This is a genomic window from Streptomyces rectiviolaceus, assembly GCF_039533825.1.
Classification (GTDB): Bacteria; Actinomycetota; Actinomycetes; order Streptomycetales; family Streptomycetaceae; genus Streptomyces; species Streptomyces rectiviolaceus.
In genome coordinates, this window is the sequence record NZ_BAAAUG010000112.1 from 34,062 (window position 1) to 53,756 (window position 19,695).

A 19,695-nucleotide genomic window follows, 5' to 3' on the forward strand; every position below is an offset into this window, starting at 1 on the left:
CCGCGGCCGAGCGGCTGCTCGCCGTCACCGCCGAGGTGCACGCCGAGATGGAGACCCACCAGGGCGTCCTGTCGGACGTACCGCCCGCGGCCTTCGAAACGGCACGCCGCTACACCCTCTGCTATGCGGGCGCGGCCTGCATCGGCCTATGGGTCCACAGCGCCGAACGGGCCGCCCACGGGGCCACCGGGCCCCTGTGGCGCGACGGGCTGTGGCTGCGTGCCGCCCTCGACCGCGTCCTGGTCCGCCTGGGCAAGCCAGGCGACGGCGACCCGCAGCTGTATGAGGAGCTGCTCGCGCACCTGCGGACAGCCCGCACGGACGGGCGGCTGTTCTCGCTGCTCCCACAGGGGGAGCCCGAGCCGCCCGCCCCCGAAACCGCCGGCGCTCTGGCCGGAGAGAACGAGAGGACGTCATGCTGATCGGTGCCGCGCCCCAAGGGGCGCACGCAGGGGACGTCGACCACCCGGACATCGGGCAGGAGGCGCGGGTCACCGCGCGCGTCGCCGAACTCGAGGCGCGCCTCGGGGACCCCACGGCCGACGGCAACGACCTCTCGTACGCCCGCCTCCTGGAGGCCGACGAGGCCGGCGAGATCTCCGAGGCCGGTGAACGTGTCCTGGACGACGTGGTCCTCAACGCCGACTTCGTGCCGCGCGAGCACGGCGGCAGGCTCGAACGGATCGACACCCTGGTGCGGGTGATGCGCCAGGTCTTCCGCCGTGACGTCACCCTCGGCCTCGGCTATGGCGTGACCTCCTTCATGGCGGGCGTCAACGTATGGACCGCGGGCTCCGCCGACCAGCGCGACCGTCTTGCCCGGCTGCTGCTCGGCGGCGGCAAGGTCTCCGTCGCGTACCACGAACTGGCACACGGCAACGACTTCGTGCGCAACGAGTTCGAGGCCAAGTCGGCGCCGGACGGCGGGTATCTGCTCAACGGCGCCAAGCAGGTCATCAACAATGCCGACCGGGCCGATGCCTGGGTGCTGTTCAGCCGCACAAGCCCGGCGCCCGGCAGCCGCAGCCACTCGGTGATCCTCGCCGAGAGGGCCGGCCTCGACGCGGACAGCTACCGCGTCCTTCCCCGGTACGACGCGGTCGGTGTCCGTGGCTGCCATCTGTCGGGACTCCACTTCGAGGACACCCCGGTGCCCGCCGACGCACTGGTCGGTGAGACCGGCAAGGGCGTGGAACTCGCCCTGCGCGCCTTCCAGATCACCCGCAGCGCGGTGCCCGGCATGGCGCTCGGCGCGGCCGACACCTCGCTGCGCACCGTGGTCGGCTTCGCGCTCGGCAGGGAGCTGTACCGCAAGTCCGTGATGGACATCCCGCACGCCAAGGCGACCCTGTCCGGGGCCTTCCTCGACCTGTTGATCTGCGACAGCCTCTCGCTCGCCGCCACCCGGGCCGTGCACGTCCTGCCCGACGAGACGAGCGTGTACGCCGCCGCCACGAAGTACCTCGTACCGAAGATGCTCACCGAGACGATGCACGACCTGTCGATCATCCTCGGCGCCCGTTTCTACGTCCGCGAGGGCGAGTTCGGGATCTTCCAGAAGCACATCCGCGACCTGCCGGTGCTCAGCCTCGGCCACGCGGGCTCCGTGGCCTGCCAGGCCACCATCATTCCGCAGCTGGCCCGGCTCGCCCGCCGCGCCTGGTTCAGCGACGACCCGGCGCCTGCCACGCTCTTCAGGCTCCACGAGGACCTGGGGCCGATCCCGTTCGACCGGCTCACCCTCGCCAGCGGCAAGGACGGGCTGAGCGCCTCGCTGGTCGCCGCCGTCGACGAACTGCCCAGCGGCACCCCCGAGGAGCGCGCCGTGCACGGCGTCGCGCTGAAGATGATGGACGAACTGCGCCAGCTCCAGGAGGCGAGCCTCTCGCTCGCCCCCCAGGACCGCACCGCCCTGGCAAGCCCCGCCACCTTCGCCCTCGCCGACCGCTACGCCGTGCTGCTCGCCGCGGCCTCCGCGATCGGCGTCTGGCAGCAGGCCCGCGGCGGGGCCGACCCGTTCCTCGCCGACCCTGCCTGGCTCGCCGCCGTACTGCATCGGCTCGCCCGGCGGCTCGGTCAACAGCCGCCCGATCTCCCGGAGTCCGTGGACGCCCGGGTGCACGAGGAGGTCCTGCGCAGGTACCGCGAGCGCAGGAGCTACGACCTGTACAACACGCCGCTGGCCGGCTGACCACCCGGAACAGCCGTGGCGAGCAAGCCGCAGAAGAGCAGCATCACCGCCGGCCCCAGCGCCGACCGACCCTCGCCGAGGAGCGCACCATGCCCGTACCGACCACCGAACACACCCGCGAGTCGCTGACCACGTGGTTGTCCGAGCGCATCGCCCTCTACCTGAAACGGCAGCCGTCCGAGATCCATCCGACGGTGCCGCTCGCCGAGTACGGACTCGACTCCGTCGCCGCCTTCAGCCTGTGCGGCGACATCGAGGAGGACTTCGACTTCATCCTCGAACCCACCGCGGCCTGGGACTACCCGACGGTGCAGGCGCTCACCGACCACCTGCTCGAGGGGTTCGCCGCCACCGCGGAAGGGGGCGCCGCCTGATGGAACCGATCGCCATCGTCGGCATCGACTGCAGGTTCCCGGGGGCGCAGGACACCCGCGCCTACTGGGACCTGCTGATGCGCTCGGGAGACGGTGTGGGGGAGGTGCCCCGGCTGCGATGGGACGCCAAGGAGTTCCATTCGGCGGCCGGTGCCGAAGGGCACACCAACACCACGGAAGGCGGGTTCGTCAGCGATCCCGACGCCTTCGACAACGAGTTCTTCACCATCTCGCCGCGCGAGGCCGCGGCCATGGACCCCCAGCAGCGGCTGCTCCTGCAGTGTGCCTGGCGTGCCGTCGAGGACTCCGGGCTCCCACCGCAGCGCCTCGCCGGATCCGCCACCGGCGTGTTCGTGGGGATCATGGGCAACGAATGGGCGCAGCTGCACCTCACCGACTACGACAACGTCACCGCCCAGATCGGCTCGGGCAACGGCTACTGCATGACGGCCAACCGCATCTCCTACCACCTGGACCTCAAGGGGCCCAGCCTCGCCATCGACACGGCCTGCTCCTCCTCCCTGGTCGCCGTGCACCTGGCGGCCAACGCCCTGCTGTCCGAGGAGTGCGACGTGGCGATCGCGGGCGGCGTCAACATCGCCCTCACGCCCGCCCTGTCGATCTTCTACACGCAGGCGGGCCTCTCGTCGCCCGACGGCCGCTGCAAGCCCTTCAGCTCCGAGGCCGACGGCATCGGCCGCGGCGAGGGCGTCGGTGTCGTGGTCCTGCGCAGGCTCAAGGACGCCGTCGCCGACGGACAGCGGGTGTACGCGGTGATCCGTGGCACCGCCGTCAACCAGGACGGGCGCAGCAACGGCATCACCGCGCCCAACCGCTGGGCCCAGCAGGACGTGCTCGCCGCCGCCTACCGCCGGGCGGGCGTCGAGGCGTCCGACGTCGCGTTCACCGAGGGGCACGGCACGGGCACGGCCCTCGGCGACATGATGGAGATCAAGGCGCTCGGCCACCACCACGCCGCGCGCGGCGGCAAGCCGATGGCGCTCGGCTCCGTCAAGGGCAACCTCGGTCACACCGAAGGCGCCGCGGGCATCGCGGGGCTCATCAAGGTGGCCCTCTCCCTGCACCACAAGGTCGTGCCCGCGAGCCGCTTCGCCGCCAAGGAGAACGCCAAGCTGAAGCTGCGCGACCACGGACTGCGCCTCCTCAAGGCGCCGTTGAAGCTGGGGGGCGACGCGGTGGTCGCCGGGCTCAGCAGTTTCGGCATGGGCGGCACGAACGCGCACGCGGTACTGGAGAGCGCCCCCGTACACGCCGCGCGCCCCGCACCCCGGCCGGCTCCGGAGGACGGTGGCATCGGCTCCGCCGTCTTCACGCTCACCGCGCCGAGCGTGGCGGCCCTGCGCCGCAATCTGCTGGCGCAGGCGGACACCGCGGCGACCCGCCGGGTGCCCGTGGGGCCGCTCAGCTGGAGCAGCAACCACGTCAAGGCCGGGCACCGCTACCGCTTCGCGGTCTCCGCGTCCGACACCGCCGAACTCGTCGCGAAGCTGCGTGCGGCCGCCGACGATCCGGACCTCCTGGCCCGGCTCACCGGCACGCCCACGGGCCGGCCGCGCACCGCGTTCCTGTTCACCGGGCAGGGCTCGCAGTACGCGGGGATGACAGCCGGACTGCACCGCGACTCGGCGCTCTACCGCGGCTTCCTCGACGAGGCCGACGACGCTCTGCTGCCGCACACGGGCAAGTCCGTACGCGATCTGCTCCTCGGCGGTGACGAGGACGTCCACCTCACGCGCTGGACCCAGCCCGCCCTGTTCGCCGTCGGGTACGCGCTCGGCCGGACCCTCGAAGCGCTCGGGGTACGCCCCGATCTGCTCCTGGGCCACAGCGTCGGCGAATTCGCGACGGCCTGTCTGTCGGGCGCGTTGCCGCTGCACAGCGCGGCCCGGCTCATCGCCGCCCGCGGCGAACTGATGCAGGAACTCCCCGAAGGCGGCGGCATGCTGGCCGTCCGGGCGGGGCGCGAGGACCTGGAGAGCCGGGTCGCCGAAGAGCCGCTGGTGGGCATCGCCGCCGTCAACGGCCCCTTGGCGAGCGTGCTCTCCGGCGATCTCACCGTCCTGGAGCGGATCGAGGACGGGCTCAGGCGGGACGGGGTCCGCACCCGTCGCCTGAAGGTGTCCCACGCCTTCCACTCACCCCTGATGGGGCCGATGCTTGAACGGTTCTCCGAGATCGCGGGGGAAGTGGGCGGCGGCGTTCCCGAGCTGCCCGTGTACTCCTCGGTGCGCGGCCGCGCCCTGGCGGACGGCGAGGCGATGGACGCCGCGTACTGGGTGGCGCACGTCAGCTCGCCGGTGCTCTTCGCCGACGCGGCCGGGGAAGTCCTCGCGGACGGTGCCACCCACCTGGTCGAGATCGGCCCGAGCCCCGTCCTGACCACGCTGATCCGCAGGTTCGGCGGCACACCGCCAGGGGCCGGGCCCGCCCAGATAGCTCCGGTGCGCGGCGCCGATTCCGGCGGTCAGGACCTGTCCGACGCGCTCGCCGCGCTCTACCGGGGCGGCGTCGACCCGCACTGGGACGCCGCGTACGGCACCCAGGAGCGCGTCCCGCAGCAGCTCGCCCCGTACGCCTTCAGCGACGACCACCGCTACTGGGCGGCGCACATACCCACACGTGGCGGTGCCGCCCCCCGGACGGCCCGGCCCGTCGCCGTACAGGAGCCCGAACAGCAGCACACCGCTGAGGAGTCGAGGTCCGAGCCCACGGGGGTGCTGACGCTCACCCGAGGCCAGGACGACGACCCGGTGGCGCTCGCCGTCCAGGCGGCCGTCGGGCAGGTCGGCGGCTACAGCGGCGAAGACCTCGTACCGCAGCTGCGGCTCTACGAAGACCTCGGCTTCGACTCCGTAATGATCATGGAACTGAAGAACCGCCTCGAGGAACGGCTCACCGGCATCGGTCAACTGACCGTCCAGGACCTGCTGCCCAGGCTCTCCTCCGTCGGAGACCTCGTCAGCTTCCTGTGCGAACAGGGCGCCGCTGTCCCCGGCCACGCGGTATCCGGCCATGAAGAGAGGACGGCATGAGCAAGGACCAGGAAGAACCGAGCACCCCGACCGCATACCTCGCCTCCATCGGCACCGCCCTGCCGGGCGACCCGGTGGACAACGCAACCCTGGCCAAGGTGCTCGGCGTCAACGAGGAGTGGATCGAGGTCTTCATCGGCACCAAGACCCGGCACTTCGCCCGCGACCTGGCCACCGGAGAGATCCGCTTCTCGCTCGCCGACCTGTGCGCACGGGCCGCGGAGAAGGCACTGGCCGCACCCGGCGTCGACCCCTCGGACATCGACTTCATCGTCCTCGGCACCGCGACGCCCGACACCCTGATGCCCGCCACCGTCAACGACGTCGCCGACCAGCTGGGCCTGGACCAAGTGCCCACCTTCCAGCTCCAGTCCGGCTGCGCGGGCGCCGTCCAGGCGCTCAGCCTCGCCCAGACCATGATCGCCTCCGGGCAGTACCGGACCGGCCTGGTCATCGGCGGTGACGTGTGCAGCAAGCACCTCGACGTACAGCGCGACCTGTCCGACGTGGCCGCCAGCGACCTCGTCAACTTCGTGCTCTTCGGGGACGGCGCCGGCGCGGCCGTGCTCACCCATCAGCCCGTCGGCGCGCGCGTCGCCGTGCGCCATGTCCTCAACCGCTTCACGGGCCTGGGGCGCAAGCCCGGCCAGGTCATCGAGTGGTTCGGCCTCGCCGACCGCCACGACGACCGGCAGGCGCTCACCGAGGACTACAAGGCGATCGAGGAAGGCGTGCCCGTGATGGCCGTCGAGATCCTCTGGGAGCTTCTCGGCGAACTCGACTGGGACGCCGACCAGTTGGACTACCTCCTGCCGCCCCAGCTGTCCGGCCGGATGACCCGGCTCATCACCGAGGAGCTCGGCCTGCCCACCGCCCGCGAGGTGTCCTGCGTGGCGGAGACCGGCAACAACGGCAACGCCCTGCCCTTCCTGCAGATCGAGAAGCTGCTCGAGCAGATGGCCGGCGGCGAGAAGGCCCTCGCCGTCGCCGTCGAGTCCAGCAAGTGGATCAAAGCCGGCTTCGCCCTGGAGAAGATATGAGCACAAGCACCGACGCGTTCACCCTCGACGACTTCACGCAGCTCGTCCGCGACGACCTCGGCCTGTCCCTGGAACCCGAACAGGTGGCCGCCGACTTCGATGAACTGCCCGACTGGGACTCCCTCCACCTCCTCAAGCTCGTGACCAGCCTGGAAACCGCCACCGGACACAGCGTGCCCGTCGGCAAGGTCCTGGAGGCCCGCAGCCTGAAGGAGATCTACGACCTGGCGGTCACGGCGTGAGCGGCGGCACCCGCACCGTCACCGAACGACGCCGCAGGCACACCCTGTACTTCCTGGAGTGGGCCGCGGGCCAACGCCCGGTGCACCTGGACACCGACGTCGACATGACGCGGATCCAGGAACACCGGGCCGAGGCCCGCACCCGGGGCCTGCGCTTCTCGGTGGTCAGCTATCTGCTGTACGCCGCGGGGCGCGCCCTGGACCGGCACCCGCGGGCCAACGCGGTCATGGCAGCCGGCAGGACCGGAATCCTGCGAGCGCCACGGATCGTCCGCTTCCCGAGCGTCACCGCCAAACTCGCCCTGGACCGGCCCGTCGGCGGAGAGCGCGCCGTGCTCTCCGCCCTCGTACCGGACCTGGAGCGCGCCGGACTGCGCGAGATACAGCAGCAGGTCGACCGCTACCGCGGCGAACAGGCCGCGGAACTGCCCGAGTTCAAGGGCGTCAAGATGCTCGGACGGCTGCCGGTCGCCCTCGGCCGCGCCGCCTTCGCGGCAGCCCTGCGCGATCCCCGCAAACGCCCCGGCGTCTTCGGCACCGTCTCGGTCAGCTCACTGGGCCACTCGGCGGTCGACGGCTTCCACTCGGCGGGCGGCACCGCCGTCACGCTGTGCGCGGGGCGCATCGCCGAGCGGGCCGTGGTCCGCGACGACCGGATCGTGGCCGCACCCGTCATGCGGCTCGGCCTCACCTTCGACCACCGGGTGATCGACGGCGGGACGGCTGCCGACCTGCTCACCGATCTCCACCACACCATGGAGGCCTTCGATGATGGCTCCAGGGCAGAAATTCCCGGCCCGCACCCTAGGGGGGCCGATCTCGATATCGGGGCCCGGCGGGGACTGGGGCAGGGTACGAGCTGACCTGGAACGGCACGCATCGGCGCTCCTCTACGCCCACCTGGACGACTGGCGTCCGGAACGGGCGGGAGGCCCACGCCTGCGTGCCCTGCTCGGCCGCGACTGGGCGAGATTCCTCGAGCTGACCCACCCGGACGTGCGCACGCGCTTCGCCTCGTCGCGGGTGCTGCTCAAGTTCGCCGCTGCGGCGGCTCTCCATGTGCCGCCCCAGTCCATCGAGTTGGGATACCTGCACACAGGCCGGCCCTACCTGCGCGGCTACGACGGTGTGCACATCAGCCTCAGCCACACCGACGAGCTGCTCCTGGTGGGGCTCGCCACCGGGGGAGTGATCGGTGTCGACGCCGAACGCTCCGACCGCAATCTGTACGGGCCCGGCCTCGGCCGGCATCTGTGCACCCCGCACGAGGTCGAGCAGATCGAGGCCATGCCGGAGCACGAACGCAATCCGGCGCTCGTGCGGCTCTGGACGCTGAAGGAGGCGTACAGCAAGGCGATCGGCCTCGGCATGCAGTTCCGCTTCACCGACTTCGGCTTCGAGTCCGACGGCACCGTCCCCACCGAGGTGCTGCGGCCCGACGGGACGCCGGGCTCCGCCGGCGAATGGATGTTCCGTACCTACTTCGTCGACGACACGTACACGATCAGCGTGGCCGTCGGCGACGCGGGCTTCGGCGGCACGGACGACACCGCGGCGAGCACCGCCCTGGACTCGGGCATCGTCGACGCGCTCGCCGAGGTGCTTGGGGAGGAGGAGGCGCTGGAGCCGGCGACGGACGACTGGTGGTGAGCCCGGCTTCCCGGCACCCGTACAAGCAGTCCTCAAGGACACGCCAGGACACTGACGGCACAGCGCGACCGCGGCGCCACGACGGCGCCGCCCACTGACCGCACTGGACGGTGAGACATGGACCATCTCGAAGAACTCAAGGAATTCGCCCGGCTGCACGCCCGGGGCCAGGGCATGTCGCCCCGGCACGCCACCGATGTCCTGGCCCGGATCGGCAACGACACGGCGGGCGACGCCCACTCCTGGGCCGCCGTATGGACGGCGGAAGGCAAGACGTCGGCGGCCCGCGGCGACCTCCTGGACGCCTGCAGGCACTACGCGCTCGCCCGCTTCCCCTACCACGGAGACGAGGACCGGGTCCTCGCGCAGAAACTGTGCGTCGAGACCTTCGACCAGTGGCGTCGCACCCAACAGGGCATCGAGCGCCTCGAGTTCGAGCACCCCGAGGGAACCGTCGCCTGCTGGGCATCGGGGCTCGACAAGCCGCGGCCGCTGCTGATCGTCATGGGCGGCATCGTCAGCGTCAAGGAACAGTGGGCGCCGCTCCTTCCCGTCCTGCGCAAGCTCGGCTTCTCCGCTGTCGTCGCCGAGCTGCCCGGTGTCGGCGAGAACACCTTCACGTACGGTCCTGACTCCTGGCGGATGCTGACCTTCCTGATGGACAGCCTCGCGGACCGCGCACAGGTCACCGACACCTCGCTCCTCGCCCTGAGCTTCAGTGGCCACCTCGCGCTGCGGGCCGCGGCCGAGGACCCGCGCGTCAGCCGTGTCCTCACCGTGGGCGCTCCGGTCTCCGACTTCTTCACCGACGACGCCTGGTGGCCACGTGTCCCCGGCATCACCGTCGAAACGCTGCGCAGGCTGACCGGCGCCGACGGCGCCGTCCAACTCCGGTCGTTGCTGCGGGAGTTTGCCCTGACGGACGACGCCCTGCGTGACGTACGCATCCCCGTCCGGTACGTCGCGAGCAGCCGGGACGAGATCATCCCGGCCCGGGAGCAGTCGCTGCTGCGGCGCACCCTGGACGACGTGCGCTTCAAGGTCTTCGACGACGTGCACGGCTCGCCGCACCATCTGGGCGCGATGCGGCGCTGGCTGTTCTCCTCGCTGCTCTGGCTGCGCTGCACGCGCCGGCGCAGGCCCCTGCCCGCGCCCCCGCCCACATCCCGATCCCGAATCGACGAGAGGCAGTCATGAGTGCGTCGTCAGAATCCGCGGCCGCGGCCGCCAACGTCCGGCCCTGGCAGAGCCTGGCCTCGCTCGGCGTGACCGAGAGCGACCTGACCACCGTTCACCATCGCCCCCGTGTGTCGTTCCGGTTCCTTGGCGAGCGTTCCGACGAACGCCGCCGACACCCGCGCAAGGGGGCCTGACCACCGTGACATCGCACAACGGCGGCAGCGCTGAGAAGCGCGGCGGCGGCAACGGCATCCGCCTGCGCCACCGCACCGTGCACGGACACCGGCGGGCGTTCCGGATGGCGGGCAAGGGCCGGGCGATCCTGCTGATCCACGGCATCGGGGACTCCTCCGAGACCTGGCGCGACGTCATGCCGGGCCTCGCGAGGAACTACCGGGTCATCGCCCCCGACCTGCTCGGCCACGGCGCTTCCGACAAGCCCCGCGCCGACTACTCGCTGCCCGCGTACGCCAACGGCATGCGGGACCTGCTCGGCGTGCTCGGCGTCGAACGGGTCACCCTCGTCGGGCACTCGCTCGGCGGCGCGGTGGCCATGCAGTTCGCCTACCAGTTCCCCGACCGCTGCGACCGCCTCGTCCTGGTCGGAACCGGAGGCATCAGCCGCCAGGTGACCCCGCTGCTGCGCGCCGCGACCCTGCCCGGCGCGGAACTGCTCCTCATGGCCCTCCGGCTGCCCACCATGCGCCGCCAACTGGGCCTGGCGGTCAAGGCGTTGCAGCTCCTCGACACCGGATTCGGTGTGGACGCCCCGGACCTGCTGCGGGTGGTGGACGCCCTGCCCGACGCGACCGCGCGCAGCGCCTTCATCAGGACCCTGCGGGCCGTCGTCGACTGGCGGGGCCAGGTGGGCACGATGCTCGACCGCTGCTATCTGGCCCAGGGGATGCCCACGATGCTGGTGTGGGGCGGCAGGGACCAGGTCCTCCCGGCCATGCACGCCGGGCTCGGCCATGTGGCCATGCCCGGCAGCCGTCTGGAGATCTTCGAGGACGCAGGCCACTTCCCCTTCCGTACGGATCCCCAGCGCTTCGAAGCGGTTCTGCGCGACTTCATCGCCACCACGGAACCGGCTCGCTACAGCGCGGAACAGTGGCGCCGCATGCTCCGCAGCCGCCAGCCGGCCGCCCGCACGGGAGCCGCCGCCGCACAGACACGCCCCGCAGCCACCCCGAAGGCACCCAAGCCCTCGGATCTCGGCTACCCGAGGCCCGCCTGACGCCGCGCGGCAGTGGGGCGCCGGCGCACCCGTCCGGCGCACCATCACGCCGCCCGGTGACCGGTGTGCCCAGGGCTGAACAGCCAGACACCCGGGCGGACTTCGAGCGGCATCCCGGCCGGAACGGGGTCGCGCCCGGCAGCCGTCGACGCGCGCACCGCCGCTGCCGTGCGTCGCGCGTACGCACGCCAGCGCTCGTCTCCCACGAAGCGCGCCGCGCTCTCGCAGGCCTCGAGCCGGGCCAGGGCCTCCTCCGTGCGGCCCTCGCGCAGGCACACCAGGGCGAGGCCGCGCAACGCGTCCGCGGAGCCGCGGGCGTCCGCGTGGGCGTGGCTGACCGACAGTGCTCGCGCGTAGCCGCGTTCGGCTCGCGCCACCCGGCCCAGGCCAAGGAGTACGTCGGACTCGCCCGACTGGCAACGGCCCGCGGCGACGCGTCGCCCATGCCGGGTGAACAGATGCCAGGCGAACCGGTACCGGTCGACGGCAAGCGAAGTCTCGTGCCGCTGCCATGCCAGGTCACCGAGCGACCGCGTGATCACGGCCTCGGCAGGACCGTCGCCCGCCTGTCGCGCCGCGTCCAGGGCCAGCTCATGGCTGGACTGCCAGTCGTCCCACAGGGCGTTCGCCTCGTAATAGCCAGCGGCCGCCGAGGCGAGCGCGCAGCACGGCTGCCACAGCCCCGCACCGTGGGCCTGGCGCACCGCCTCCAGAAGGCCGGTGGCCTCCTCCTGGAACCACTGCAGCGGGGCCGTGCCCACCAGCTCCCCCGGAGAGATCCCGGCCGGCGTCCCTGCCTCGAACTCCAGCTGGTCACGGCCCGGCGCAAGCAGCCCGTCCGCGTACCGGGCCACGGCCAGGAAGGCACGGCAGAGCCGCTCCGTCGCCCGGGGCACCTGCTGCGGCACCTCCTCGGCAAGTACCTCCAACGCCAGCGCCCGGAGCAGCGAATGGAAGCCGTAGCGCACCGGAGTGAGCCGGCCGGGACGCTGCCTCGCCTCCAGCAGATGGGCACGGACCAGCTCGTCGACATGCCGCTCCGCGCCCGGCAGGTCCGTGGAGAGCAGCGCCGCCGCACTCCACAGCGGGAAGTCGGGCAGCGGGGCAAGACCGAGCATCCGGAAGGCGTGCCGCTCCTCGTCGCCCACGTCCCGGTAGACCGCGAGCAGACTGCTGCGTACGTCGAGATCGCCGAGCGCGAGCGCCGCGAGCCGCGTCCGCTCGTCGCCCAGGCGCCTGGCCAGACCCCCGGCCGTCCAGTGCGGCCGCGCGGCCAGACCGGCGGCCGCGATCCGCAGGGCCAGCGGCAGATTTCCGCAGAGCCGGGCGATCTCGGCCACGGCATCCGGGTCCTCCCGCATCCGCGGACCACCGCAGGAGACCAGCAACCGCTCGGCCTCCTCCGCACTCAGCACATCGACCACCAGATGCCGTGCGCCCTCCAGCGCCCCGAGCGTGCGGCGGCTCGTCAGCAGGACGGTGCTGTCCACGGCGCCCGAGAGCACCGGCCGCACCTGCGCCTCCGAGACGGCATCGTCCAGGACGAGCAGCATCCTGCGCCCCTCGGTCCTTCGGTGCAGCAGGTCCGTGAGCTCGCTCTCCGTCGTCGGCAGCCGGTCGCCCGCCCCTTCGGCGGCTTCGGTGGCAGGTGTCCGCAGCCTCCGCAGCAGGGTCACGAGGGCCTTGCCCGGCTCGACGGCCCGCCCGCCGGCGTCCCGCAGGTTCACCAGGACCCGCCCGTCGGGGAACAGCTCGGCACTGTCGTGCGCGAGCTGCACGGCAAGGGCCGTCTTACCGGCCCCGGCCCGCCCCGACAGGGAGAGCACCCGCGACACCGAGGGAATCTCCCCTGCCAACGCCCTTGCCCCGACCGAGAGATGACGCTCACGCCCGGTGAAGTCCGCCACGGTGGGCGGCAGCCAGACCGGCGGCCCCGCGTGCGCGACGGCACCCGAGGAGCCAGGAACGACGGAGGAACCGGCGGAATCGGATGCTCCGGCGCCGCCTTCGCCGTCCGTCTCCGACTCGCGCCAGGACAGTGAGGGATCGGACGCCAGAATCCGCTCCAGCAGCTGCTTCAGCACGGGCCCCGGCTCGACGCCCAGCTCGTCGACGAGCGCACGCCGAGCCCGGTGGAACGCCTGCAGTGCGTCCGACTGCCGGCCTGACCGGTACAGCGCCACCATGAGATGGCCGTGCAGCGTCTCCCGCAGCGGATGGTCGTTCACCAACGCCAGGAGTTCGCCCGCCAGTTCATGGTGCCTGCCGAGCCGGAGATCCGCCGCGATCCGCTGTTCGAGCACCTCGGTGCGCAGCTCGTTGAGCCGTATGGCCGAGGTCTCCAGGGTCGGCCCGTGCGGAATGCCGGCCAGGGCGGGCCCGGTCCACAGGCCGAGCGCGCTGCCGAGCAGCCGCGACGCCTCACCGAACTCCCGCCGTGCGTACGCCGCCCGCCCCTCGCCCCGCAGCGACTCGAAGACCGCGAGATCGAGATCGTCGGCAGGCACCTGCAGCAGATACCCGGGTGGCCTGGTCAGCAGAGGCTGCCCGGCGGCACCGTCCCGCAGGCCTTCGAGAAGCGCCTTGCGCAGCTGCGAGACGTACACCTGGAGCGTGGTGCTCGCCGTCCGCGGCGGCTCCATGCTCCACAGCTCGTCGATCAACGTATGCGTCGACACCACGGTGTTGGTGTGCATGAGCAGGGTGGCGAGCACGGCCCGCGGCTTGGTCGCGGACGGCGTCCCGTGCGTCATACGCACCGGACCGAGCACTCGGAATCGCATGGCCGGCCTAGCAGTCCTGGAGCACGGTCGCGGACACCTGCGCCACGACCCGCTCACCCTGGAAGAAGGAGAGCCGCAGCCCGGCCACCGGCCGCCCCGCCGCGTCCCGTCCCGGGGCGGCGCCCGGCATCGCGTCCCCGCGCACCGTGCAGTACAGCGGAAGACCCGGCTCGGCGAAGCCACGGAACGACGCCTGCCATGACGTCAGCAGCGCGTGCGACGGTACGAAGCCGTGCAACTCGGCGGCCGCGAGCAGGGCGGCCTGGCGCGAGGCCTCCAGGAACAGCAGGGCGGGCACCTCGTCCGCGTCACGGGCGAGCACCGCGCCGGCCGCGTCCGTGTCGATCGGGAAGGCGAGCCCCTCGCCCGTCTCCTCGACGGGAAGCCCGACCAGTACGTTGCGGGCCTCCCGGTGCCCCACCCGCTCGGGGGCGGGCATGCCGACGGGCCGCAGTTCCCCGTGCCCGGCCGCGAGGGACTCCTCGCTCTGCTGCCGCCCGAGATCCCGGTGCCCGTGGTACACACCGGGCGTGAGGAAGATCAGCCGTGCCTGCGCCGTCCCGCAGCGCTCGCCCTCGATCGAGGCGGTGGCCTCGCACTCCAGACCGCGCGGCACACCGTTGACCACGTCCGTCGGCGTGAGGCCGAGTTCCAGGGTGATGCGGGCGCGCCGCGCGGTCCGCCGCCAGGGCTCCACGGAGGTGATCTCCGTGCCGCCCAGGGCGAACACCGGACGCCGGCTGTGCGGGACGCGGAAGTACTGGCGAGCGGCGAACATCGCGGTCTGCCGCAGCCCTTCCACCGGGAACAGCAGATCGTGGAAGGGCGCCGTCGAGACGTCGGACCGCGGCCCGGCGTCCGGGAGTTCTGTGGAGAAGGCGAAGTGCTGTCGCACCGGCGCGGTCGAGTCCAGGAGGAAGCCTTCAGGGCTGTCGGGCCTGTGCACCACGTGGTGCGGTCCGAGGAAGAAGGTGGACGGCTCGTGAACGGTGTCCATGGGGTTCCCCTGAGGTGTCCGGTCGGCTCTTCTGGCGAGTACGCATATGGGAGTTGGCGGACGCGTGTGCGACCACTGTGCCCCACCTCACTGAAGGACCGGGGGAGCGCCTCTGAAGCCCTGAAACCCGGGAACTGGCCCTCCTTCTCAGCTGGTCTCCTTCACCGGCTCCTCCTGGATCACGGGGTGATCGGCGCCCAGCGGACCGGCACCGCTGGCACCGCCCGAAGCCGAGAGCGAGACGAAGACTTCCCGGTCGGCGGTGGCGTACGCGGACCACTCGGCCGGTACGGCGTCTTCGTAGAAGATGGCTTCGACGGGGCAGACCGGTTCGCAGGCACCGCAGTCGACGCATTCGTCGGGCTGGATGTACATCTTGCGGGGGCCTTCGTAGATGCAGTCGACGGGGCATTCGTCGACGCAGGCCTGGTCCTTGAGGTCGACGCAGGGCTGGGCGATGACGTAGGTCATGAGGATCGCTCCACGGTCCAGGTGTCGTTGCCGGTGAGGAGGTTGGTGAGGTCGCCCTTGCCGTTCTGCTCGATGGCGGTGTCGAGCTGGTCGGACATCAGGGTGTCGTAGACCGGGCGTTCGACGTTGCGGAAGACGCCGATGGGGGTGTGGTGCAGCGTGTCCGGGTCGGCGAGGCGCGAGAGGGCGAAGGCGAGCGTCGGTGAGGTCGAGTGTGCGTCGTGGACCAGGATCTGGGACTCGGTCTCCGGCGTGACCGGGACAACCTTGAGATCGCCGGTGTGCGGGTCGCGCACGACGCCCTTGGCGCCGTCGGCTCCGAAGCGGATGGGCTGTCCGTGTTCCAGGCGGATGACGGCTTCTTCGGCCTGCTGTTTGTCCTTGAGGACTTCGAAGGCGCCGTCGTTGAAGATGTTGCAGTTCTGGTAGATCTCCACCAGGGCGGTGCCGGGGTGTTCGGCGGCTTCGCGCAGTACGGAGGTGAGGTGCTTGCGGTCGGAGTCCACCGTGCGGGCCACGAAGCTCGCCTCGGCGCCGATCGCCAGGGATACCGGGTTGAAGGGTGCGTCCAGGGATCCCATCGGTGTCGATTTGGTGATCTTGCCGACTTCCGAAGTCGGGCTGTACTGGCCCTTGGTGAGGCCGTAGATCCGGTTGTTGAACAGCAGGATCTTCAGGTTGACGTTGCGGCGCAGGGCGTGGATGAGGTGGTTGCCGCCGATGGACAGGGCGTCGCCGTCGCCGGTGACGACCCAGACGCTCAAGTCGCGTCGGGAGGAGGCGAGTCCGGTGGCGATGGCGGGGGCGCGGCCGTGGATGGAGTGCATCCCGTAGGTGTTCATGTAGTACGGGAAGCGGGAGCTGCAGCCGATGCCGGAGACGAAGACGATGTTCTCCTTGGCCAGGCCGAGCTCGGGCATGAAGCCCTGCACGGCCGCCAGGACGGCGTAGTCACCGCAGCCGGGGCACCAGCGCACCTCCTGGTCGGACTTGAAGTCCTTTGCTGTGAGCGGGACGTCACTCCTGGGGACGAGGGTGAGTGCCTCAGTGGGCATGGAGGGCCTCCTTGAGAGCCGTGGCGAGCTGCTCGGCCTTGAACGGCATCCCGTTGACCTGTGTGTGCGACTGGGCGTCGACCAGGTATTTCGCGCGGATCAGCAGGGCCAACTGCCCGAGGTTCATCTCGGGGATCACCACACGGTCGTACGAACGCAGGACCTCGCCCAGATTCCGGGGGAAGGGGTTGAGGTGGCGCAGATGGGCCTGGGCGATGTGCTGACCCTCGCGGCGCAGACGGCGTACCGCCGCGGTGATGGGGCCATAGGTCGAACCCCAGCCAAGGACGAGCAACTTGGCGTGGCCGCCTGGGTCGTCGACGTCCAGGTCGGGGACCTGGATGCCGTCGATCTTGGCCTGGCGGGTGCGGACCATGAAGTCGTGGTTGGCGGGGTCGTAGGAGATGTTGCCGGTGCCGTCCTGCTTCTCGATGCCGCCGATGCGGTGTTCGAGGCCGGGCGTGCCGGGGATCGCCCACGGACGGGCCAGCGTCTGCGGGTCGCGCTTGTAGGGCCAGAACACCTCGGTGCCGTCGTCCAGGACGTGGTTGGGGCCTTGGGGGAACTGCACGAGCATCTCGGGCAGCTCGTCCACCTGCGGGATCCGCCAGGGCTCCGAGCCGTTGGCCAGATAACCGTCGGAGAGCAGGAAGACGGGAGTGCGGTAGGTGACCGCGATCCGCGCCGCCTCAAGCGCCGCGTCGAAGCAGTCGGCGGGCGTCTTCGGTGCCACGATCGGCACCGGCGCCTCGCCGTTGCGCCCGTACATCGCCTGCAGCAGATCCGCCTGCTCGGTCTTGGTCGGAAGACCGGTGGACGGCCCACCGCGCTGGATGTCCACGATCAGCAGCGGCAGTTCCAGCGAGACCGCAAGACCGATGGTCTCCGACTTCAGTGCCACACCGGGCCCTGAGTTGGAGGTGACGGCCAGCGAACCGCCGAACGCGGCCCCCAGCGCGGCGCCGATCGCGGCGATCTCGTCCTCGGCCTGGAAGGTCCGCACACCGAAGTTCTTGTGCCGGGAGAGCTCGTGAAGGATGTCGGAGGCCGGAGTGATCGGATACGCGCCCAAGAACAAGGGCAGCCCGGTCTGCCGGCCCGCGGCGATCAGCCCGTAGGACAGGGCCAGGTTCCCCGAGATGTTGCGATACGTGCCCGCCGGGAAAGCCTTGGTCGCCGGAGCCACTTCGTAAGAGACCGCGAAGTCCTCGGTCGTCTCGCCGAAGTTCCACCCCGTCCTGAAGGCCACGATGTTGGCCTCGGCGATCTCCGGCTTCTTCGCGAACTTCGCCCGCAGGAACTTCTCCGTCCCCTCGGTCGGCCGGTGATACATCCACGACAGCAGACCAAGCGCGAACATGTTCTTGCACCGGCCCGCGTCTTTGCGCGACAGGCCGTGCGACTTCAACGCCTCGACCGTCAGCGTCGTCAACTGCACCGGATGCACGCGATAGGCGTCCAACGACCCGTCATTCAGCGGGGATTCGGCGTATCCCACCTTCTGCAGCGCTCGTGGCGTGAACTCGTCCGTGTTGACGATGATCTCGGCCCCGCGCGGCACATCGGCGATATTCGCTTTCAGTGCTGCCGGGTTCATCGCGACGAGGACGTTCGGCGCGTCCCCCGGGGTGAGGATGTCGTGGTCGGCGAAGTGCAGCTGAAAGGAGGAGACGCCCGGCAGCGTCCCGGCAGGAGCACGGATCTCGGCGGGAAAGTTCGGCAGTGTCGACAGGTCGTTCCCGAACGACGCCGTCTCCGAAGTGAACCGGTCACCGGTGAGCTGCATGCCATCGCCGGAGTCACCCGCGAAACGGATGATGACCCGGTCCAGACGGCGAACCTCCTTGCCGTTCCCGTCGCCGTTCCGCTTGCCGTTCTGTGAGTGGCTCCCCTCCTCGCCGTGAGTATCTTTGCCTTCCGCAATGTGAACGGCCACCGGCCGCCCCCTTCCCGTCGACGCAGCTGGCTGGCTGTCGCAGCACGCTATGAGGCACGGCTTGCGACCGGCCAAAGTCGTGCGGCAGGTCGGCCGACGCGCCGGCGGCACGTATGAATTCCTCATGTCGGAGGCGTGATCCAGTGGCTGTCGGTCGTCTCCGCGGCTGCCGGATACTCGACCGTCACGACACGGGAAGGTTGCTCGCCATGCCGCACGTCATCGGTAGGCAGACGCTCCACCTGTGGTCGCTCTGCGAGGACGTCATCGTCGAGACCCAGGACGGCGAGGAACTGGTCCTGACGGGCCGTTTCGGTACCGAGCGGCTCCCGGATCCCGATCCGGTCGTCCGCGAGGCGCTGCGCCGCATGGAGCTCGGACCGGTGCTGCCCGGCAACGTCGAGGCGGCGACCGGGGACGACAGCGAGGGCAGTGTCTGTCTCATACTGTGGCCGACACTGAGCAGGCTCTCCCACCTGGTGGTGCGCACGCTGGGTCTGGACGATCTCCGGGGGCCGCTGCTCTCGGTGTCCCCGGTCTCCCGCGGGGCGAAGTTCGCGCCCCGCGAGCTCTCCGCGCGGCGGCACTTGAGGCTTTCCACGGACGTCACGCTGACGCTGGAGGCATCGGGAGTCGCCCTGGAGTCGCCCGCCTCGCTGCACCGAGTCGTGCTGCACCGGCCGGAAGCGGTCTGGGTGGTGGGCATGCTGGCCTGGCCGGTCACCCCGTACGCCGCATCGCAGGCCCTTCCGCTTCATCCGGAAGTGACAGACGGAATCCTCCGCTATCTGGCGGCCGCGGGCATGGCGGCACCGGTGAAAAACGGACGGTAGCCCGGGCTCGGAACAGGCTGTGCGATTACAGCAACCAGCCCGAATCCCGTGCGATACGGATCGCGTCGACGCGGTTGCGCGCGTTGAGTTTGGTGACGACAGTCGTCAGATAGTTGCGGACCGTACCAGTTGTGAGGTGCAGCAGCGAGGCGATCTCGGGGGCCTCCGAGCCTTCCGCGGCCAGGGCGAGCACCTCCGTCTCCCGCTCCGTCAGCGGGCTCTCGGAGCCGCCCCAGGCGGCCAGTGCCAGCTGTGGGTCCACGGCGCGGTGGCCCGCGGCCACACGGCGTACCGCCTCGGCAAGTTCCTTGGGCGGGGCGTCCTTGAGGAGATAGCCCGAGACCTGCGCCGCCAGTGCCCTGCGCAAGGTGCCAGGGCGGCCGAGGCTGGTGAGAATGAGTGTCCGGCAGGACGGCAGGCGCTCGCGCAGCTGTACCGCCGCGCTCAGACCGTCGAGCCCGGGTAGATCGATATCGATGATCGCGACATCCGGCCGGTGCTTGAGTGCCATGTCGACGATCTCGTCTCCACGCTCTGTCTCGAAGACGACTTCAAGGTCGGCTTCGAGATTGAGCAACGCGACCAATGCGCCTCGGACCATGTTCATATCCTCGGCCAGCAGAATCCTTATCACTGAGCCCCCGTCAGCAGCGT

The 19,695-nt window shown here is 70.8% G+C and carries 17 protein-coding genes and 1 pseudogene; 12 read left to right on the forward strand and 6 right to left on the reverse strand.

The annotated features are described in order from the left end of the window. The 11 genes and pseudogenes from ABD378_RS28395 to ABD378_RS28445 all read left to right on the forward strand — a co-directional run. Positions 1-422: pseudogene (locus ABD378_RS28395) on the forward strand (acyl-CoA dehydrogenase family protein); the annotation flags it as partial. Next, the gene (locus ABD378_RS28400; protein WP_344525207.1) at positions 416-2,191 is read left to right on the forward strand and encodes an acyl-CoA dehydrogenase family protein; all 1,776 of its coding nucleotides are present in this window, start codon (positions 416-418) and stop codon (positions 2,189-2,191) included. The pseudogene ABD378_RS28395 and the gene ABD378_RS28400, both read left to right, overlap by 7 nt. Before the next feature lie 89 nt (positions 2,192-2,280). Continuing rightward, positions 2,281-2,565 carry an acyl carrier protein gene (locus tag ABD378_RS28405; RefSeq protein ID WP_344525209.1) on the forward strand — a complete coding sequence of 95 codons (285 nt, stop codon included), beginning with the start codon at positions 2,281-2,283 and terminating at the stop codon, positions 2,563-2,565. Then, a complete protein-coding gene (locus ABD378_RS28410) occupies positions 2,565-5,618 on the forward strand; it encodes a type I polyketide synthase (protein ID WP_344525211.1) in 3,054 nt (1,017 codons plus the stop codon). Before ABD378_RS28405 ends, ABD378_RS28410 begins: the two co-directional genes overlap by 1 nt. After that, positions 5,615-6,658, forward strand: a complete 1,044-nt coding sequence (locus ABD378_RS28415; RefSeq protein WP_344525213.1) for a 3-oxoacyl-ACP synthase III family protein — start codon at positions 5,615-5,617, stop codon at positions 6,656-6,658. The genes ABD378_RS28410 and ABD378_RS28415 overlap by 4 nt, the downstream gene beginning before the upstream one ends. Then, positions 6,655-6,900, forward strand: a complete 246-nt coding sequence (locus tag ABD378_RS28420) for a phosphopantetheine-binding protein (RefSeq protein ID WP_344525215.1) — start codon at positions 6,655-6,657, stop codon at positions 6,898-6,900. Before ABD378_RS28415 ends, ABD378_RS28420 begins: the two co-directional genes overlap by 4 nt. Further along, on the forward strand, positions 6,897-7,763 hold the full coding sequence (locus ABD378_RS28425) for a 2-oxo acid dehydrogenase subunit E2 (RefSeq protein WP_344525217.1): 867 nt from the start codon (positions 6,897-6,899) through the stop codon (positions 7,761-7,763). The genes ABD378_RS28420 and ABD378_RS28425 overlap by 4 nt, the downstream gene beginning before the upstream one ends. After that, on the forward strand, positions 7,669-8,550 hold the full coding sequence (locus ABD378_RS28430) for a 4'-phosphopantetheinyl transferase superfamily protein (RefSeq protein ID WP_344525219.1): 882 nt from the start codon (positions 7,669-7,671) through the stop codon (positions 8,548-8,550). The genes ABD378_RS28425 and ABD378_RS28430 overlap by 95 nt, the downstream gene beginning before the upstream one ends. A gap of 117 nt (positions 8,551-8,667) precedes the next feature. Further along, the gene (locus tag ABD378_RS28435; RefSeq protein WP_344525221.1) at positions 8,668-9,747 is read left to right on the forward strand and encodes an alpha/beta fold hydrolase; all 1,080 of its coding nucleotides are present in this window, start codon (positions 8,668-8,670) and stop codon (positions 9,745-9,747) included. Then, entirely contained in the window at positions 9,744-9,923 is a 180-nt protein-coding gene (locus tag ABD378_RS28440) for a hypothetical protein (protein WP_344525223.1), read from the forward strand. Before ABD378_RS28435 ends, ABD378_RS28440 begins: the two co-directional genes overlap by 4 nt. Before the next feature lie 5 nt (positions 9,924-9,928). Continuing rightward, entirely contained in the window at positions 9,929-10,966 is a 1,038-nt protein-coding gene (locus ABD378_RS28445; RefSeq protein ID WP_344525225.1) for an alpha/beta fold hydrolase, read from the forward strand. 44 nt (positions 10,967-11,010) lie between these two features. Here the strand turns inward: ABD378_RS28445 and ABD378_RS28450 are convergent, their stop codons facing one another. The 5 genes from ABD378_RS28450 to ABD378_RS28470 form a co-directional block, all read right to left on the reverse strand. Beyond that, entirely contained in the window at positions 11,011-13,749 is a 2,739-nt protein-coding gene (locus tag ABD378_RS28450; protein WP_344525227.1) for an AfsR/SARP family transcriptional regulator, read from the reverse strand. 7 nt (positions 13,750-13,756) lie between these two features. Further along, positions 13,757-14,746: an AfsA-related hotdog domain-containing protein gene (locus tag ABD378_RS28455; protein WP_344525229.1), complete on the reverse strand. Its 990-nt coding sequence runs from the start codon at positions 14,744-14,746 to the stop codon at positions 13,757-13,759. A 147-nt stretch (positions 14,747-14,893) separates the two neighbouring features. Then, a complete protein-coding gene (gene fdxA, locus ABD378_RS28460) occupies positions 14,894-15,217 on the reverse strand; it encodes a ferredoxin (RefSeq protein WP_344525231.1) in 324 nt (107 codons plus the stop codon). Further along, the gene (locus ABD378_RS28465; protein WP_344525233.1) at positions 15,214-16,272 is read right to left on the reverse strand and encodes a 2-oxoacid:ferredoxin oxidoreductase subunit beta; all 1,059 of its coding nucleotides are present in this window, start codon (positions 16,270-16,272) and stop codon (positions 15,214-15,216) included. Before ABD378_RS28465 ends, fdxA begins: the two co-directional genes overlap by 4 nt. Next, positions 16,262-18,103, reverse strand: coding sequence for a 2-oxoacid:acceptor oxidoreductase subunit alpha (locus ABD378_RS28470; RefSeq protein WP_344525308.1), 1,842 nt, complete (start codon positions 18,101-18,103; stop codon positions 16,262-16,264). The genes ABD378_RS28465 and ABD378_RS28470 overlap by 11 nt, the downstream gene beginning before the upstream one ends. A 314-nt stretch (positions 18,104-18,417) precedes the next feature. On the opposite strand from ABD378_RS28470, the gene ABD378_RS28475 reads away from it, so the two are divergent. After that, positions 18,418-19,041 (forward strand): NADH oxidase, encoded by a 624-nt coding sequence (locus tag ABD378_RS28475; RefSeq protein WP_344525235.1) that lies wholly within the window; start codon positions 18,418-18,420, stop codon positions 19,039-19,041. 25 nt (positions 19,042-19,066) lie between these two features. Here the strand turns inward: ABD378_RS28475 and ABD378_RS28480 are convergent, their stop codons facing one another. Beyond that, positions 19,067-19,675, reverse strand: a complete 609-nt coding sequence (locus tag ABD378_RS28480) for a response regulator transcription factor (RefSeq protein ID WP_344525237.1) — start codon at positions 19,673-19,675, stop codon at positions 19,067-19,069. Positions 19,676-19,695 lie beyond the last annotated feature (20 nt).